This window comes from Aggregicoccus sp. 17bor-14 (assembly GCF_009659535.1).
Classification (GTDB): Bacteria; Myxococcota; Myxococcia; order Myxococcales; family Myxococcaceae; genus Aggregicoccus.
Map to the genome: position 1 here is coordinate 27,505 of NZ_VJZZ01000012.1, position 16,597 is coordinate 44,101.

The 16,597-nt window shown below is 68.7% G+C and carries 11 protein-coding genes; 3 read left to right on the forward strand and 8 right to left on the reverse strand.

Annotation, left to right across the window (positions count from 1 at the left end):
* Window positions 1-94: 94 nt before the first annotated feature.
* Genes FGE12_RS21525 through FGE12_RS21535 form a run of 3 tightly spaced genes read right to left on the reverse strand, consistent with a single transcriptional unit; the run spans window position 95 to window position 4,075 of the window.
* Window positions 95-1,105, reverse strand: a complete 1,011-nt coding sequence (locus tag FGE12_RS21525; protein WP_153868431.1) for a hypothetical protein — start codon at window positions 1,103-1,105, stop codon at window positions 95-97.
* Window positions 1,102-2,904, reverse strand: coding sequence for a hypothetical protein (locus FGE12_RS21530; RefSeq protein ID WP_153868432.1), 1,803 nt, complete (start codon window positions 2,902-2,904; stop codon window positions 1,102-1,104). The genes FGE12_RS21525 and FGE12_RS21530 overlap by 4 nt, the downstream gene beginning before the upstream one ends.
* Window positions 2,864-4,075 carry a metallophosphoesterase gene (locus FGE12_RS21535; RefSeq protein ID WP_153868433.1) on the reverse strand — a complete coding sequence of 404 codons (1,212 nt, stop codon included), beginning with the start codon at window positions 4,073-4,075 and terminating at the stop codon, window positions 2,864-2,866. Before FGE12_RS21535 ends, FGE12_RS21530 begins: the two co-directional genes overlap by 41 nt.
* Window positions 4,076-4,667: 592 nt before the next feature.
* Here FGE12_RS21535 and FGE12_RS21540 point away from each other — a divergent pair.
* On the forward strand, window positions 4,668-5,990 hold the full coding sequence (locus FGE12_RS21540) for a hypothetical protein (protein WP_153868434.1): 1,323 nt from the start codon (window positions 4,668-4,670) through the stop codon (window positions 5,988-5,990).
* Between the two features lie 15 nt (window positions 5,991-6,005).
* Here FGE12_RS21540 and FGE12_RS21545 read toward each other — a convergent pair whose 3' ends face one another.
* A complete protein-coding gene (locus FGE12_RS21545) occupies window positions 6,006-7,013 on the reverse strand; it encodes a diguanylate cyclase (protein WP_194798144.1) in 1,008 nt (335 codons plus the stop codon).
* A 216-nt stretch (window positions 7,014-7,229) separates the two neighbouring features.
* Here FGE12_RS21545 and FGE12_RS21550 point away from each other — a divergent pair, with 216 nt between their 5' ends.
* Window positions 7,230-8,582 carry a hypothetical protein gene (locus FGE12_RS21550; RefSeq protein WP_153868436.1) on the forward strand — a complete coding sequence of 451 codons (1,353 nt, stop codon included), beginning with the start codon at window positions 7,230-7,232 and terminating at the stop codon, window positions 8,580-8,582.
* A gap of 70 nt (window positions 8,583-8,652) precedes the next feature.
* Here the strand turns inward: FGE12_RS21550 and FGE12_RS21555 are convergent, their stop codons facing one another.
* The 3 genes from FGE12_RS21555 to FGE12_RS21565 all read right to left on the reverse strand — a co-directional run bounded on the left by FGE12_RS21555 (window position 8,653) and on the right by FGE12_RS21565 (window position 12,343).
* Complete coding sequence (locus FGE12_RS21555; protein WP_153868437.1) at window positions 8,653-10,062, reverse strand: pitrilysin family protein; 1,410 nt, start codon at window positions 10,060-10,062, stop codon at window positions 8,653-8,655.
* Window positions 10,063-10,075: 13 nt separating this feature from the next.
* A complete protein-coding gene (locus FGE12_RS21560; RefSeq protein WP_228530979.1) occupies window positions 10,076-11,551 on the reverse strand; it encodes a pitrilysin family protein in 1,476 nt (491 codons plus the stop codon).
* Between the two features lie 102 nt (window positions 11,552-11,653).
* Window positions 11,654-12,343 (reverse strand): SDR family oxidoreductase, encoded by a 690-nt coding sequence (locus FGE12_RS21565; RefSeq protein WP_153868438.1) that lies wholly within the window; start codon window positions 12,341-12,343, stop codon window positions 11,654-11,656.
* A 336-nt stretch (window positions 12,344-12,679) separates the two neighbouring features.
* On the opposite strand from FGE12_RS21565, the gene FGE12_RS21570 reads away from it, so the two are divergent.
* Entirely contained in the window at window positions 12,680-16,192 is a 3,513-nt protein-coding gene (locus tag FGE12_RS21570) for a serine/threonine-protein kinase (protein WP_153868439.1), read from the forward strand.
* Here the strand turns inward: FGE12_RS21570 and FGE12_RS21575 are convergent.
* A complete protein-coding gene (locus FGE12_RS21575; RefSeq protein ID WP_153868440.1) occupies window positions 16,189-16,581 on the reverse strand; it encodes a hypothetical protein in 393 nt (130 codons plus the stop codon). The genes FGE12_RS21570 and FGE12_RS21575 overlap by 4 nt on opposite strands.
* Between the last annotated feature and the right edge of the window lie 16 nt (window positions 16,582-16,597).

Below are 16,597 nucleotides of genomic sequence, written 5' to 3' on the forward strand. Positions count from 1 at the left end.
GATGGCTTCGGGCCTAGAACCTCTCGCACTGCTCTTTATAGAAGGCTGCCCGAAGTTGGCAGGGCGCTTGCGCTACGACGCCTCGGCGGAACTCTCAGCGGGCACCGGTGTCCTCACTGCGGCGCTCAAGTTCTGATGACGGCACTATTGACACCGAAGTCCAGCAGTTCTGCTCCGATGCCTCTGTGCGTCGCAGTGGTGGATTCTTAGTCAGAACGTGCAGGAATGTAATTTCAGGCTCCAGGAGAGCTGCAAGTCCTAGTCCGAGCGCGTGTGGTTTGGGGCCCAGCGGAACAATTACGAGGCCTGCGTCTGGACCACCGACGCCGAGCAGGTCGCGAGTAACACCGACGACCTCTGTTACCCCGCCTATCGGAAGTCTAATTAACGCCTCCGCCCGATTAATGACGCCCCTGTTGCGCCGAATCGCTTCTTCTCCAGCGCCCACATCTGCTCCCGGGTCTGCCACGAGGGCATACGACATATGAGGCTGAAAAATCTCTTCTAGCGCGCCAGCTTGAGCGCCATCGAATCCAAGGCTAAAGAGATGAAGTTGCCGACCATCTCCAGCCGACAGGCCTTCAAGGCCAGGGATGGCATAAATCGCGTCGACTTCAGCTACCTGCCACTCCTCGAGAGTTCGGGTCCCGTAGTTGTAACCGAGGACTATATCCGCTCCGACTTCGTATGCGGCAGCGACTAAGGCCCCGATGTAGAAAGGCTTGGGCATGCACGTGTAGTCAATGAAGACGCGCGGAATCCGCCCGTGAATAGTCTTGATCTTTCGCAGTTCGGCTGCGAACCATTGAAGGTAGTGTCCGTAGGCAGACGTCGAGAAGGAATGTTTGCGGTCGCGACAAAGACGAACGAGCTCTGCCTCCGTAGAGAGCCGCACGGGGTCTGCTTGAAGTGAATCCAAGCAAATAACATGGCCGCTCGCCTCGAAGACGGCGTGCAACTTCCTAGGAATCGCCGTTGCACGAGGTTCGAAGCCGGCCGCAGCGATTGCAAGATCGAACGTTTGTTCACGAAGCTCGTCTTCTTGAACGTCCCTGATTTGGACGATCGTATTACGAGCTGCGCCGACGGCCACGGGGCCGGTCATTCGTCATCTCCTGATTGAGGAGTTGCTGCCGACGACTCTAGAGAAAGCTGCAGCTGGCCGTCCGCTGGGATGGGTAGCTCTTCGTTGGAGAGTTCGTTGAAGTCGATTGGCTTACCCTTGCGAAGTACAAGCCAATACCTCGGAGCTAATCCAAACGAAAGCCAATAGTCATGATCCCCGGTCGGATATCCGCTTCGCGGATCGAACGCCCAGGGGAAGAGGACGCCATACGCAATGGCAGTCTGCACAGCGGAGGCTTCTGTGGCGGTCAGTGATGCCAAATTCAAGGAGATCGAACACGAGTCCCTGCGCAGGCGTCTGCCGCTATGAAGGCGCTCCTCAAGCTTCGTGCCCAAGGCATCGACCCAATCCTGAATCCACCGTCCGCAGCGGGGAAGAGCCACCAATCTATCGAAGGCGCTGTCTGCAACGCTTCGGATTACGCTACTCTGCTGCTCCGGTGATATCGTCGTGGCTCCCTCGGACGCTTCATACAGACGGTCAAGTAGCCGGAGTAGGCGTCGGGGATTGCCATCAGAGGCTGCCATTACGTCTGTCCAGCCTGCATATGCAGTGACAGAAGCATTGCCAGTTGCTGCGCGACGGAGAAGTCGCATTGCCAAAGCTGGGACGTACTGTCTAGCTGAGTCGGCGTTGATTTTTCGCTCAGGGAGGGGAGGAGCTGTTTCGGAAAGGCTTGGGATTACGTCCTCCCATGTCCTGCCTTTAAACCTCTTCTCTAGGTACGTCGTCGCCCTGTGTCGAATGGAGGTGTCGCCTAGCCATTGGACCGGGCTCTTGGGTAGGTCCGTGGCGCCTGCGCCAGCCAATCGCGTTGCGTACAGTCTTAGTGCAAACCGCTTTCCGGCAACGGATTTGGGATCCAAGGAGAGCGCGACATACTCAAAATCCTCGCCAGGCATTACAGGATTATCTTCTGCCTGAGTCTTCAGAGTTCGATGGCCGTGCGGAAGGCATGCGCCTTTAATGGCAATTGGTCTGGAGACGTTCCGGAGCACCGTGTTGAAAAGAACCTGTTGCTCTTCACTGAGATTGTCGAGCTCGTCGAAGGCAAAAACCCAGAGCGGCGGGCGCGGCAAGAAGGCGCTTATGTCGATGTCTGAAATCAGCGAGCCGAACGGTTCGAACAATTCGCTGAGCAATAGCCCAGTCGGCAGGGTTGGAGTTTCTCCAGGAGCAAATGCTGCTCGCAATGTGACATCTCGCAGCTCCCGCTGCATTGCCTTGCAGTGCTCTATGAAGCCTTTGACTTCTACACCAGTCGGGGGCGCGACTGTAAAAAAGCGTTCCCATAGGTTCTTGACTAGACGAGCTTCAACGCTAGCGGCGCGTTCTGGGGCATCACATACGAAGTGTGCCAAGCGGCTCAATGACTGCGCGAACTGCTGCGCAATTAAGAGGTTGAACCCCTGGATGAAGAGCACGTCTCGTTGTGCAGATGGCAGCCAGCCACGTCGTTGGTACGCTGCAACCCACTGTTGTGCAACAGTGACATATGTCCCAACGAGCAGCTCGCCCTCAGGTGAGACAGCACCCTTCAGCGCACTGGGGGATTCCGCGATATTGCGAAGGATCGTTGATTTGCCCGACCCGCGCGGCCCTTGAAGAATTACATGTCGAGCGTCGTCGAGCTGGAACTGTGTCTCAGGGGGGCAGTAAGTTGAGATGACTTCGTCTGGGCGCATCCGCTCGACGCGGCGAAGTCTGAACGGGTTTGGTTTTGAGTGGCGCATGCGTTTAGGGCAGCGTTGGATAGGCGACCCAGTCGTGTAGGTCACGGCTGCTCTCGCCAAGGGTTAGTCCTGCACTCCCAAGGTGCTTGCTTGCTGCATGTTTAATTTCGTCCAACGCCACTCCGCGCAAAGCTGTGAGGCCCGCCAGCGCTTGTCCAATGCGTCCGCCATGTTTTGGGAGCACAGAAACAACCCCAACGACTAGTTGATCCAGTTCTTGCGGAGTGATGATTCTTCCGAAGCGCTTGAGTGAGGGGAACTCGTCTTCTTGAGTCTTCCACGACCACGCTCCCGAGCTGCCGTAAAGCCGGATGGTTCGTATTTCGCCGTACGCAATTCCCCCGTCCCGATTCTCAATGTTAATCAAGTGAGCGCTGCAGTGTATGTCGCCGCCGCCGCGCTCAGTGGGCACGGTTGCGAGCGACCCTGCTCCAAATACATGTGTCATCCAGGTCGACGAGACTGCGACATCGTAGTTTGGGCAGTGGCGGTGGCCGTGGATCACAAGATCGATTTTGTGCTTCCCAAGAAGGTCTGTCAGCGCTTGTGCGTTCGTTGCAGTTGAGTAATCACGCCATTTCGGCGGGTCCTTCAAGGGGCGCAGATGGTGGTGAAGTGCAACGATCCGATAGTCGGCGTGCGTGCTTTCGAGAATCGCTTCGAGCATCTCAAGCTGCTTCGGAGCGACATAGCCATGGTGAGGACTTGCGTCATGATCCTCCTCGACAGCGCTATTGATTCCCGTGATTAACAGTCCAGCTTGGGGGATCAAAAGGCTGTGAACGAAGTGCGAGCTCTCGCTTGGCTTTAGTTTGTGCGCGCAGCGAGTTTCACCGTCGAGATTCTCTGTCGCCAACAGGTATGGCGCAAACCGCATCCCCCGAAATCCTGGCGCTTCGGCCCCGTCCAATTTCGAGATGTCCCAAGAAACGTCATGGTTTCCAGGAACCATGAAGGTCGGAATAGCTTCTCCTCCCCAATGCATTGACAGGCGCGACAAAAAGGCTTCGGCCTGCAGAAACTCAACTGGCGCTGCCCGCGTTGTCACGTCCCCGGTGAGCGTGATGGCGTCCGGTTTGGGCCACTTCTGGACCGTTGAGAAGAACTGCACGATCAGGGGGTCGTTGTTAATTGACTCTGGCTTGTTCGGATCTGTTGGCTTCGCCATGCAGAGGCTGCCGAACTGACAGTCAGAGATATGCAGAATGATGGGCATGCGATCAGTGGTTCGGCGGCCAAGGGCAACTGACGCAAGACTTCCGCTTGGCTCGAAAACTCATCTCGTTTGGGCGACTTAGAAGGAACTCACCTTGGGTCCACGCGAGAGCCTCGTGAGGGCAAGTCTTGAGCTTAGTTCGCTAGAGGCTTTGGGGCGAGGCTACATCATAGGCGCGGACATGGCAGCCATTCACTTTAGAAGAGCATTGCCATGTGCCCGAGGTGATAACGCCGTCCAACGCGGTCTTGGGCCGAGGAAGCTACCAACCAACGGTGGCTAGAGGATCGGCGCCTCAATTTTGAGAGCTGGCTCCGAACTAGACCAGTGAAGGGTGGCCGCTTTGACACCGAACACAGGTAGAGCCACTCCGGGCAATTCGTCGGTGCGCCTAAACAGAGCCCTGCAGCATCTCGTTGCGCGCTCAGTACATTCGGGTCGAGCAGACGACTGGGCACCTTGTCTGCCCCCGGTCACGCCCCTGTCACGCCCCCTGCCGCATAAGCCGCCCCACTTTGCGACGGGGGGCCGATTTCCCCGCGCTGCAGATGGGGGGAAGCACGTGAACAGGCAGGCATCGAAGTGGGGGGCAGTGCTCGCAGTGGTGTTGTCGGCAGTGGGCTGTGGCGGGGACGACGCGGGCGGCGGGGACACGGCGAAGGGGACGGAGCACTTCTTCCTGCCCACGGGGGAGCCGGACAACACGACCAACCCCACGGTGGAGACGGACGCCGCGGGCAACGTGCACATGGTGTATCCGGCGTACGCGGGGGGCGACGCCTACTACGCCACGTGCTCGGGCAACTGCACGGACGAGAAGCAGGTGAAGGTGGTGACCCTGCCCACGCAGGGCACCGTGGCCAACGCGATGCTCGCGCTGGGGCCGGACGGCAAGCCCCGCGTGCTGCTGAGCACCTTCAGCCGCGTCTACTACGGCGTGTGCACGGGGGACTGCACGGTGGCCTCCGGCTGGAGCCTCGACGTCATCCTCGAGCACGGCTCGAAGCAGGAGGTGAGCGGCGAGGCCTTCGCGCTCACCCGCGACGGCCGCCCGCGCTTCCTGCTGCACACCTACCGCGCGTACCTGGGCATCGGGCAGGAGGCGCCGGAGACGTACTTCGCGCAGTGCGACGCGAACTGCGCGAGCCCCTCGGGCTGGCAGTACGGGCGCATCGCGGAGCAGATCTGGGAGGAGGCGAGCCTGCGGCTGGACGCGCAGGACCGGCCGCGCATCGCCACCGTGGCGCGCGTGGGGACGGAGGGCGGCACCGTGCTGATGGGCGCCTACGTGGCGTGTGACGCGGACTGCCTGAAGGAGGCGAGCTGGAGCCCGGTGGCGCTGCAGAACGCGTACGCGGACCCCTATGTCGCGGAGATCGACGCGGCCGTCTCGCTCGCGCTCACCGGCACCGGGGCGCCGCGCGTGCTGCTGCTGGCGAAGGACCCGCAGGGCGTGAAGTCGCTCGTCTACGCCGAGTGCGACGCGGCCTGCACCGCGGACAGCAGCTGGCGCGGCGGCTTCATCAACCAGAGCGACAAGATCGGCGCCGGCCTGGACCTCGCGCTGGACGCGCAGGGGCGCCCGCGCTTCGTGTACACCGCGGATGGCAACATCCTGCTCGGCCACTGCGACAAGGACTGCGCCGGGGCGAGCGCGGACTGGAAGCTCACCCAGGTCGAGCTCGGCGCGGACATGCCGCCGGACGACATCTTCCTCTACCCGAACTGCAACGTGGGGGCCTGGTTCCTGCGCCACCCCTCGCTCGCGCTCGGCAAGGACGGGCTGCCGCGCGTGGCCTACCGCGCCGAGGACATCAGCGGCGGCTGGAGCAACCCGGAGCCCACCCAGCCGGGCTGCCAGGCGGGGGCGGACATGACGCTCGCGCGCTTCGCCCAGCTCTCCTCGCTGGACTGAGTGCAGCGCAGGGGGCTACTCCGCCGAGGCCACCTCCACGCGGTTTCCGCCGGCCGCCTTGGCCTCGCGCAGGGCGCGCTCGCCGGCCTGGATGAGCGCCTGCTCGCTGCCACCGTGCTCTGGGAACAGCGCCACGGACACGCTCACGGTGATGCGCGCGCCGCCGGGCAGCTCGAGCCGCTCCGCGCCCGCGCGGATGCGCTCGGCGGTCTCGAGCGCGCGCGCCCGCTCGGTCTGGGGCAGCAGCAGGCTGAAGCGGTTGCTGCCGTAGCGCGCGGCGATGTCCTGGGGGCTGGCGCTGCGCACCGGGGTGACCTCGGGCACGGCGAGCAGGCGCGCGAGCTCGCGCAGGAGCGCGTCTCCTTCCGCGTAGCCGCGCGCGAGGTTGTAGGCGCGAAAGCCGTCCACGTCCGCGAAGAGCAGCGCGAAGCAGCGGGTGCGGCGGCGCACGCGGGCGAGCTCCGCGCTGAGCGCCTCCTGGAAGTAGCGGTGGGTGAAGAGGCTGGTGAGCCCGTCGCGGAAGGCGAGCCCCTCCAGCTTCTTGAGCAACCCCTGGTCGCGCACCTCCAGCGCCTCCAGCGTGCGCGACAGGTGGCTGTTGCGCTCCTTCAGCTCGGCCACCAGCTGGGTCTTGATCTCCCCGAGCGCCGCCTCGTGCACGGCCTCGCCCACGGTGGAGAGCAGCTCCCCCGTGCGAAAGGGCTTGGCGAGGAAGCGCTTCACCTTGGCCACGTTGATGGCGTCCTGCGCGTCCTCCACCCGGGCGCTCGCGGTGACGAGGATGCGGGCGGCGTGCGGCTGCTCCACGCTCACCTGGCGCAAGAGCTCCACCCCCACGATGCCCGGCAGCATCTGGTCCGCCACCACCGCGTGCACGCGCTCGGCGCGCAGCACCGCGAGCGCCTCCTCGCCCGAGGCGGCGGTGAAGACGTTGAAGTCCTGCGAGAGCACCTGCTGCATCAGGCGCAGGATGGCCGGGTCGTCCTCGACCACCAGCACCCTCGCTGCGACCCGCTCCGCCATGGGACACGCCCTCGCTGTGCCAGGGCGCTCCTGGGTGGCGGCCTGCAGCGCGGCGCAGTGTAGCGGCCCCCTCGCGCCCCCAGCCACCCGCAAGATCAGGCCGGCCCGGAGGGCAGGCAGACCCGGTCCGGTTCGAGTTTGTTCAGCAATTTGCAATGCCAGCGCAGCCATGCGATGCCCCCGGGCGGAAGAACGCCAAAAACGAGGTTTTCCTGCATGTCGAAGCGGTGGGGGAGTGCAGTGGCAGTGGTGGGTGTGGTGCTCGGTGCGGCCTGCCAGGAGGACCCGGCGGCAGGGCCCTGGATCGTGGGCTCCGAAGGCGCGCACGTGGAGCTCTACGTCGAGCAGGCCTACCTGCCCGCGGGCGCCAGCACGCGCGTGACGGCGGTGGCGTACGACGAGAAGGGGGAGCGCGGCACGGGGTCGGTGCGGCTCGCGGCGAACGCGGGCAGCTTCGCGGGGGGCTCCCAGGTGGAGCTCGCGCTCGCCGGCGGCAGCGCCACCACGACCTACCGCTGCGACGCGGCCGCCGACCCGCGCTGCACGGGCATCGTGGCGCTGGAGGCCACGTGGGGGGAGCAGCGCACCGCGAACACCGTGAACCTGGACTACGCGGTCACCTCGGGCGGTGGCGCCGCGATGGGCGGCGGCGGGAGCAGCAGCAGCGGCGCGCCCGCGGCCGCGAGGAACCTCGGGGATCCCAACAAGGTGTACCTCAAGGCCTTCGGCGTCTCTCCCGTGGAGGACCCCGACAAGGTCACCACGAGCCTGGACGTGAGCTCGGGCGACGGCGACGCGGTGGTCCGGCCGACGGACGGCGCGATCCTCTACGTCGCGTCTGCGCCGCGCGCGGTGCTCGTCTTCGTCCCCGATGCGCTGGTGCACCCCCCGGGCTCCACCGCGTGGACCCTGCCGGACAGCCTGCGCGCCAATGACCAGCCCGTCCCCACGCCAAGCTGCGACGGCCCCGTCTTCCTCCACATGCGGCCCGTCTCCGGCGCGATCGTGTACAGCTGTGGCGGCGACTCCTACTATGACGTCAGCGCTCCCGGCGGGGGCGCCGTGCTGAGCGGCAACGACTCGGTGATCGCTGCCGCGCCCCAACGCAACCTGCTGGTGTGGCGCAACGGCACCGTGCAGGTCGGCACCCTCGACGGCGGCTTCAAGCAGTTCTCGGGCTTCTCCAACCCCATCTCCTCGGTCCAGGCAGCCCGGTGGCGCCGCTCCGGGGGCGGGTGGTGGATGGTCGGCTCGTTCAACGGCGAGACCGGCCTCAGCCTGTGGAGCCTGACCGAGGCCGGGTCGGCGACCCGGGTGGGCAGCTATCCCGCCTCCCTCAGCTCCTTCGATCGCATCACGCTGGACGGCGATGGCAACGCGTACACCATCAAGAGCCGCACGTCGCCCGCGGGGGCGGGGTACGGCGTGGTCGTGCGCTACGAGCCGCCTCCCGACGACACGCCGACCGACATCGCCTCGGACCTGAACGGGACGCCGACGAACCTCACGCAGACCCCGCCCCACCTGCGCAACAAGGTGCTGGGCGGCTACCTGTTCACGGGGCCTTGAGCGCGGCCCGCGCCGCGCGCCCCTCCCCCTCCGCAGCAGCACGGGGGCAGGGCGCGCGGGGCTCCCGGGCTCACTTGCCCGGGTTCACGATCACCGGGCCGAAGGGCTTCACCTGCTTCTCGATGGCCTTCTTGTCGCCGGTGATGACCACCACCATGTTCTCGTCCTTGAGGTACTTGCGCGCCATCTGCTGCACGTCCTCGGGCGTCACCGCCATCACGTTCTTCACGTAGTCCTCGAGGTAGCTGTCCGGCAGCTCGTGCAGGTCCATGAAGCGCAGCCGGGAGAGGATCCCGCCGCGCGCCGAGTTCTGCAGCACGAAGGTGCCCACCACGTAGTTCTTGATGGCGTCCAGCTCCGCCTGCGAGGGCGGCTGCGCCTGCAGGCGGTTCACCTCGCCGAAGATCTCCTTGAGCGAGGGGCCGGTCACGTTGGTGGTGACGTCCGCGACCTCCGTCCAGAAGGTGTCGCGGTAGCGTGAGCTGAGCTGGCTGTAGGGCGAGTAGGTGTAGCCCTTGGCCTCGCGGATGTTGCGCGTGATGCGGCTGCCGAAGGAGCCGCCCAGCAGCGTGTTGGTGACCATCAGCTTGATGTAGTCCGGGTTGCTGGGGTCCACGACGGGCAGCCCCACCCGCAGCGCGCTCTGCACCGAGCCCGGCCGGTCGATGACGTGCACCGCGCGCTTCACCGTGGGCTTGGGCACGTGGTGCTCGGGCGCGGGGCCTGCCTCCCAGTCGCCGAAGGCCTCGCGCAGCGCCGCCTCCACCGCGCGCTCGTCGAAGCGGCCCACCACGTAGAGGTGGCTGCGGCGCGCCCCGAAGTTCTTCGCGTAGAAGTCCTTCACCTGCTGCACCGAGTAGCCCTGCAGCTGCGCCTCGGGCGGGAGCATGCGGCCGTAGGGGTGGTTCGGGTAGGTGACGGCGAGGAAGCGCTCCTGGCTCAGCGTCTGCGGCTGGCTCTTCGCGATGCTCAGGTTGCGCAGCGCATCCGCGCGCACCCGCTGGAAGTCCTGCTCGGGGAAGGCGGGGTGGCGCACGACCTCGGCCACCAGGCGCACCAGGTCGGGCGCGTACTCGCTGAGCACGGTGCCGCCCACGCTGGTCTCGTCCGGGCTGACGCTCTGCTCGATGGCGCCGCCCATCTTCGCGGCCTGCTGCGCGAGCTGCTCGGCGCTGTGCTGGGTGCTGCCCTCCGGCAGCATCTGGGCGGTGAGGTCCGCGAGCCAGGTCTCGGTGGGCCCCTCGTGCACGTTGCCCGTGGCCACCACGAGCTCCACGTCCACCTTGGGCATGTTGCCGTACGGGGCGAGCGTCACCTGCAGCCCGTTGGGCAGGGAGAGCTCGCGGCGCTGCGGGATGCGGATGTCCGCGGGCTTGCCGGGCGCGGGCGGCTGCTCGCGCTGGCCCGGAGGCGCCGTGGGAGTCGGAGTGGGGGTGGCCGTCAGGGCTGCCGAGAGGGCGAGGGCGATGAGTGCGTGCATGGCGTCTGGCTCCTCAGGACTTCGGCTTCGTCTTCACGACGAGGACGGTGCGGTTGGTGGGGCGCAGGTACTCCTGCGCCGTCTTCTGGATGAGCTCGGGGGTGACCTTGAGCAGCTCGCCCTCCAGCCGGTTGATGCGGCCCGGGTCGTTGTCGAAGAGGGCGAAGGAGGCGAGCAGGTCCGCGGTGCCGAAGCCGAAGGTCTGCTCCAGCTGGCCGTACAGGTCGGAGCGCACCTTCACCCGCGCGCGCTCGAGCGAGGCCGCGTCCACGGGCTGCGTGCGCACGCGCTCGATGGACTCGTCCATCGCCTGCACCAGCTGCTCGGGCGTCTTGTCCGGGTCGTGGAACAGGGCCACGGTCCAGAGCATGGGGCCGTTGTAGTCGAAGGGGTTGCCCAGCAGGTTGATGCCGCCGCTCACGTCTCCCGTGAGCTGCTTCTGCTGCACCAGGTTCTGGTAGAGCGCGCTGTCCTTGCCGTCGAGCAGCAGCTCGTGCAGCAGCACCATCGCGTAGAACTCGGGCGTGTTGCGCTGGGGGACGTGGTAGGCCACCGCGAGCGCGGGCCGCTGCGCGAGCGCGTCCACCTTCTCCGCGCGCCGCTCCTCTTCCTGGCGCGGCTCGGTGATGTCCGGCTGCGCGGGCAGCTGCGCGCGCGGGAGGTTGCCGAAGTACTTCTGCACCCACGCGAGCGCCTGCGCGGGCTCGAAGTCCCCCACCAGCACCAGCGCCGCGTTGTTGGGCGCGTAGTAGGTCTTGAAGAAGGACTGCACGTCCTCGAGCGTGGCCGCGTCCAGGTCCTTCAGGTCACCGTAGAAGTTGTGCGCGTTGTACCAGTTGGTGTTCGCGTGCTGCGGCATGTCCAGCCAGGGGAAGCCCCCGTAGGGCTGGTTGAGCACGTTCACCCGCACCTCGTTCTTCACCACGTTCTGCTGGTTGACGAGGTTGTCCTGCGTGACGGCGAGCCCGCGCATGCGGTCCGCCTCCGCCCACAGCATCGTCTCCAGCGTGTGCGACGGGACGATCTCGAAGTAGTTGGTGAAGTCGAAGCGCGTGGAGCCGTTGAGGATGCCGCCGTTGGCCTGCACCAGGCCGATGAAGGCGTTCTTCCCCAGGTTCTTCGAGCCCTGGAACATCATGTGCTCGAAGAGGTGCGCGAAGCCGGTGCGGTCGCGCGGCTCGATGCGGAAGCCGATGTTGTAATAGACGGCCACCGCCACCTTGGGCGCCGTTGCGTCGCGACTGAGCACCACCTTCAGGCCGTTGTCCAGCGTGTGGTACTCCACCGGCACCTGGAAGGCCGGCTGCGCGGGGGCCTCCTGCCTGGGCGGCGCGGCCTGGGCGGCCGGAGCGGCCGGCGGCGGCGCGGCGGGCGCCTCGGTGCGCTGCGCGGCCTTCGGTCCTCCACACGCCAGGCTGCCTGCGGCCAGCATGGCGGCGGCGGCGAGCGGCGGGGTCCTCCAACGCCTCACTGCAGGGCTTCGCTTCATGTGCATCCCCTCCCGGGTCCGGTTGCGGATCTCGGCGGGCCGCGAACCGGTGGGGAAGGGCTTTGTTCCCCGCAGGGATGACTTTCGTGCAGCGCGCCCGCGCTACCAGCCGAGCGGCTGCCCGCGGAAGTCGAGGAAGCGGCCGCTCTGCTCGGGGCAGAGCCCGTCGATGACCGCGAGCAGCCCCGCGGCGCTCTCCTCCACCCCCACGGGCGCCTCCCCGCCGCCCATGTCCGTGCGCACCCAGCCGGGGCTCAGGGCCACCGCGAGCAGGCCCTCGGGGCGCAGGTCCCCGGCGAGCGAGCGCGTGGCCATGTTCAGGGCCGCCTTGGACATGCGGTAGCCGTACGCCCCGCCCGAGTCGTTGCCCGCGATGGAGCCGAGCGACGAGGAGAGGTTCACCACCCGCGCGCCGCTCCCCGCCTCGCGCAGCCGCGGCAGCAGCGCCCCCGTCACCCGCAGCGCGCCCAGCGCGTTGACCTGGAAGGCCTGCAGCGCCCCGTCCAGGTCCAGGGGCTCCAGCGCGTCCGGGCGCACGCGCAGGCCCGCGTTGTTCACCAGCACGTGCACGGGCCCCTGCACCTGCGCGGCGAAGGCGCGCACGCTCGCATCGCTCGCCACGTCCAGCGCGCCCACGCGCAGGCGGCCCTGCGCGCCCTCTGCGAGCGCGGTGAGCGCCTCGGCGCGCGCGGGCTCGCGCACGCCAGCGTGGATGCGGTCTCCGCGCGCGAGCGCCTGGCGCACGAGCTCGAGGCCGATGCCGCGGTTGGCTCCGGTGATGACCAGGTTCATGGCCGTGCACCCTAGCGCCTCGCAGCGCCCGGACGACACGGGGTGGCCCCGCCCGCGCCGAACCCCCCTGCGCGGGCGGAGGCCACCCCGCCTCGACTCGTCCAGCCGTCGCCGGCGCGCCCAGGCAGCTTGGAGGTCCCCTCCCGGGCGCGCCGTCCCCCCCGGCCGGCGGGGCCTGCCCACTGCAAGTCTCCGACCAGCCGGATCGGCCCCGGAGCGAGGTCCCCGCGCGCCCCGGAGGCGGCTTTCGACGTGTCGGACCCGGGGGCACCGACATGTCGCCCCGACTTCTGCGACACTGGGGGCTCCGCCGGCCGCCCCTCTGGAGTCGCCCCGATGCACCCCGACGACGACGATTCGCTGAGCGATCTCCCCAGCGACGCCTCGCTGGACTCTTCCAGCGACCTGTCCAGCGAGGCCGCCGGCGACCCGGTGGAGCCCTCCACCCCGGAGGCCGGCTCGGTGCTCCCCGCGGCGCGCCGCGCGGACGTGTTCCCCGCGCCCGGGTGGGACCGCTACCAGTCGGTGCGCCTGCTGGGGCAGGGCGGCATGGGCCGGGTGTTCCTCGCCTACGACCCGCGGCTGCGCCGCAACGTGGCGCTGAAGTTCCTCCACTCCAACGCGCCGGTGCGCACGAGCCGCTTCTTCGCCGAGGCGCGCGCCCAGGCGCGCGTGCAGCACGACCGCGTGTGCAAGGTGTTCGAGGTCGGCGAGGTGCAGGGCAAGCCCTTCATCGCCATGCAGTACGTGGACGGCAAGTCGCTGCGCCAGCTGAGCCCCGAGCTCACGCTGGAGCAGAAGGTGCGGCTCCTGCGCGACGCCGCCGAGGGCGTGCACGCCGCCCACCGCGCGGGCCTCATCCACCGCGACTTGAAGCCCAGCAACATCATGGTCGAGCGCACCGAGGACGGTCAGCTCAAGCCCTACGTGATGGACTTCGGCATCGCGCGCGACTGGCAGGGCGAGGGCACGGCCACGGGCGCGGTGCTGGGCACGCCCCAGTACATGGCGCCGGAGCAGGCGCGCGGCGAGGTGAAGGAGCTGGACCGGCGCGCGGACGTGTACTCGCTGGGGGCCACGCTCTACTTCCTGCTCACCGGCAAGCCGCCCATCACGGGAGACAACGGCCTGGAGGTCATCAGCCGCGTGAACAACCTGGAGCCCACGCCGCCGCGCCAGGTGGTGCCGGGGCTGCCCGCGGAGCTCGAGAGCATCGTGCTCAAGTGCCTCGAGAAGGAGCGCGCCCAGCGCTACGACTCGGCACGCGCGCTCGCGGAGGACCTGGACCGCTACCTGGACGGAGAGCCGGTGCTCGCGCGCTCCACGGGGCGGCTGTACCGGCTGCGCAAGCGGCTGCGAAAGCACAAGCTGCTGGTCGGGGTGGTGGCGGCCAGCGTGCTGCTGGTGCTGCTCGCGGGCGCGCAGGCCGTGCGGGCGCGGCGCGAGGCGGCCGAGCGCGAGCGCCTGGCGCGCCGCTTCACCGAGCAGGTGGAGCACATCGAGGCGCGCGCCCGCTACTCCGGGCTCTCGCCGCTGCACGACACCCGCGCCGACCGCAAGGCGCTGCAGCAGAGCATGGGGCAGCTCGAGGCGGAGATCGCGCGCGCGGGCTCGCTGGGCGAGGGCCCGGGCCGCTACGCGCTGGGCCGCGGCCACCTCGCGCTGGGAGACCTGCCCCGCGCGCACGAAGCGCTGCGCTCCGCCTGGGAGCAGGGCTACCAGGAGCCGCGCGTGGCGTACGCGCTCGCGCTGGTGCTGGGGCGCCTCTACAAGGAGCAGCGCCTGGAGGCCGAGCACCTGCGGTCCGCCGAGCTGCGCGACGCGGAGCTGCGCCGCGCGGAGCAGCGCTACCGCGACCCGGCGCTGCGCTTCCTCAAGCTCAGCGAGGGCAGCGAGGTGCCCAGCCGCCCCTACGTCACCGCGCTGCTCGCCTTCTACGAGGGGCGCCTGGACGAGGCGCTGCGCCAGCTGGACACCGAGGGCGGCGCGCCCCCCTGGTTCTACGAGGCCCCCACGCTGCGCGGCGACGTGCTCGTCGCGCGCGCGATGCAGCACTGGAACCAGGGCGAGCGGGAGGCGGCCCTCGCGGACTTCGAGGCGGGCCGCACGGCCTACGCCCGGGCGGCCGCCGTGGGCGAGAGCGTGCCGGAGGTGTACGACGCGCTCGCGGACCTGGAGTATTCCGCCACGCTGGTGGAGCTGTACGGGAAGGGGGACGTCACGCCGCGCTTCGCGCGCGGCATGGAGGCGGTGCAGCGCGCGCGCGCCGCGAACCCGGAGGACTACACCGCGCGCCTGCTCGAGGCCCGCTTCCAGGGCCGGCTCGCCGAGTACCAGCTCAACGTCGGCGCGGATGCGACCGAGGCGCTGCAGCGCTCGCTCGAGGCGGCCCACGCCGCGCTCGCGCTCGCTCCCGAGCGCGCGGAGGCGCGCATCGAGCTGGCGCGCAACCTGCGCTTCGGGGCCTCCATGCGCCAGCAGCGGGGCCTGGACCCGCGCGAGCAGCTCACGGCGGCGCTCGCCGCCCTGGACGAGGTCCCGGCGAAGCAGCGCGACTACGTCTTCCACACCCTTCACGGCCTCGTCTCCAAGGTCTGGGCGGACTACGAGGACGAGGCCGGGCTGGACTCGCTCCAGCACTGGGCCCAGGCCATCGAGGCGTACCAGGCGGCGATCGCCCTGGACCCGGAGATCGCCGACGCGCGGATCAACCTGGGCCGCGCCTACCTCGCCCGCGCCCGCCTCCCGCAGCAGAAGGACCCGGACGCCGAGCTGCGGCTGGCGCGCGCTGCGCTCGAGTCCGCGCAGGCCCTCAGCTCCAAGAACGTCGCGCTCCCCTTCCAGCGCGCACAGGTCAGCGAGCTGGAGGCTCTGCGCCTGCGCGACCGGGGGCAGGACCCCATCCCGCGGCTGCGGGAAGCGCTGGAGCTCTACCGGCAGGGCCTGGAGATCAATGCCCGCATGCCCCAGCTCCACAACGGCCAGGGCCTCGTGCACCTCGCGCTCGCGCGCGCAGAGTGGGACGCGGGGCGCTCGCCGGACGCGGAGCTGAAGCAGGCCGAGGCCTCCTTCCTGCGCGCCCAGGAGGTGGCCCCGCAGCAGGGGCTCGCGGAGCTCAACCTCGGCGAGCTGTACGCCGACCGGGCCTCCTATGCGCTCGCGCGCGGAGAGGACCCTACCCCCAGCGTGGCGCAGGCCTCCCGATGGGGGCGCCGCGCGGCGCAGCAGGTGCCCGGGTTCGCCGCGCCCTGGGTGACGACGGCGCGCGCCCAGGACCTGCTCGCCGCCTCGCTGCTCGAGCGCGGTCGCAACCCCTCCGCGCCCCTCGCCCAGGCGCGCGACGCGCTCCACCAAGCCTTCGAGCGCAACCCCCGGGAGGCGGGCGCCTGGGGCCAGCTCGGCGAGACGCGGGCGCTCGAGGCCCGGTGGCAGGCGCGGCGGGGCGGGGCGCGGGCACAGCACTTCGAGGAGGCCGCCGAGGCCTTCCGCCGGGCGCTGGAGCTGCAGCCGCGCAGCCTCGAGTGGCGGCTGGCCTACGGCCAGCTCTGCCGCGCCTGGGCGCAGTGGCTGCACGGGGCGCGGCAGCCGCCGCGCCCTGCGCTCGAGCGCGGGCTCGCGCTCGCCGGCGAGGTCCTCGCCGCGCGCCCCGGGCTCGCCGAGGCCCGGCTGCTGCACGCGAGCCTCCTGGGCGTGGACGCCGAGGTCTCGGAGCCCCCGCAGCGGGAGGCGCTGCTCGCGCGCGCCCGGTCGGAGCTCGCCCGGGGCGTGTCCCTCAACCCCCGGCTGCGGCCGCCGGGGAGCGAGCCGCAGGGGCTCCAGGGCGGGCTGACGGCCGTGGGTCCGCCTTAGGGAGGGGTGACCTCGATGTCGCCCGCCTTGCCGCCCGTGGACGTGGGGTCGGGGTCCCCGCTGCCGGTGTCGGTGCCGCCCTCGTCGGTGGGGGGCGGCTCGGTGCCGGTGGGGTCGGAGCTGCCGGTGGGCGACTGGGTCTCCATCGCGTAGGTCATTCCCACGCTGCCGTCCTGCAGCGAGAGCGCCCCGGAGCCCGAGGCGCTCACGCGCACCGGGTTCACACCGAAGGGGCTGCCCGCGGAGAAGTACACGTCCGTGTCCGGCGCGCCGTCCACCAGGTTGAACTGCACGCGCTGGCTCTTCTTCACCTTGTACTTCGGCTTGTTCTTGCCCGGAGGGTCGATGAAGCCGCCGGGACCGATGTCGATGGTGTACGTGTCGGGCATGGTGCTTCTCCAGAGT

Bases quoted from the DNA above. Each gene is read 5' to 3' on its own strand.
- FGE12_RS21525 (WP_153868431.1), bottom strand. From the start codon at position 1,105: ATGACCGGCCCCGTGGCCGTCGGCGCAGCTCGTAATACGATCGTCCAA.
- FGE12_RS21535 (WP_153868433.1), bottom strand. From the start codon at position 4,075: ATGCCCATCATTCTGCATATCTCTGACTGTCAGTTCGGCAGCCTCTGC.
- FGE12_RS21545 (WP_194798144.1), bottom strand. From the start codon at position 7,013: ATGGCGGAGCGGGTCGCAGCGAGGGTGCTGGTGGTCGAGGACGACCCG.
- FGE12_RS21550 (WP_153868436.1), top strand. From the start codon at position 7,230: ATGTCGAAGCGGTGGGGGAGTGCAGTGGCAGTGGTGGGTGTGGTGCTC.
- FGE12_RS21555 (WP_153868437.1), bottom strand. From the start codon at position 10,062: ATGCACGCACTCATCGCCCTCGCCCTCTCGGCAGCCCTGACGGCCACC.
- FGE12_RS21560 (WP_228530979.1), bottom strand. From the start codon at position 11,551: ATGAAGCGAAGCCCTGCAGTGAGGCGTTGGAGGACCCCGCCGCTCGCC.
- FGE12_RS21565 (WP_153868438.1), bottom strand. From the start codon at position 12,343: ATGAACCTGGTCATCACCGGAGCCAACCGCGGCATCGGCCTCGAGCTC.
- FGE12_RS21570 (WP_153868439.1), top strand. From the start codon at position 12,680: ATGCACCCCGACGACGACGATTCGCTGAGCGATCTCCCCAGCGACGCC.
- FGE12_RS21575 (WP_153868440.1), bottom strand. From the start codon at position 16,581: ATGCCCGACACGTACACCATCGACATCGGTCCCGGCGGCTTCATCGAC.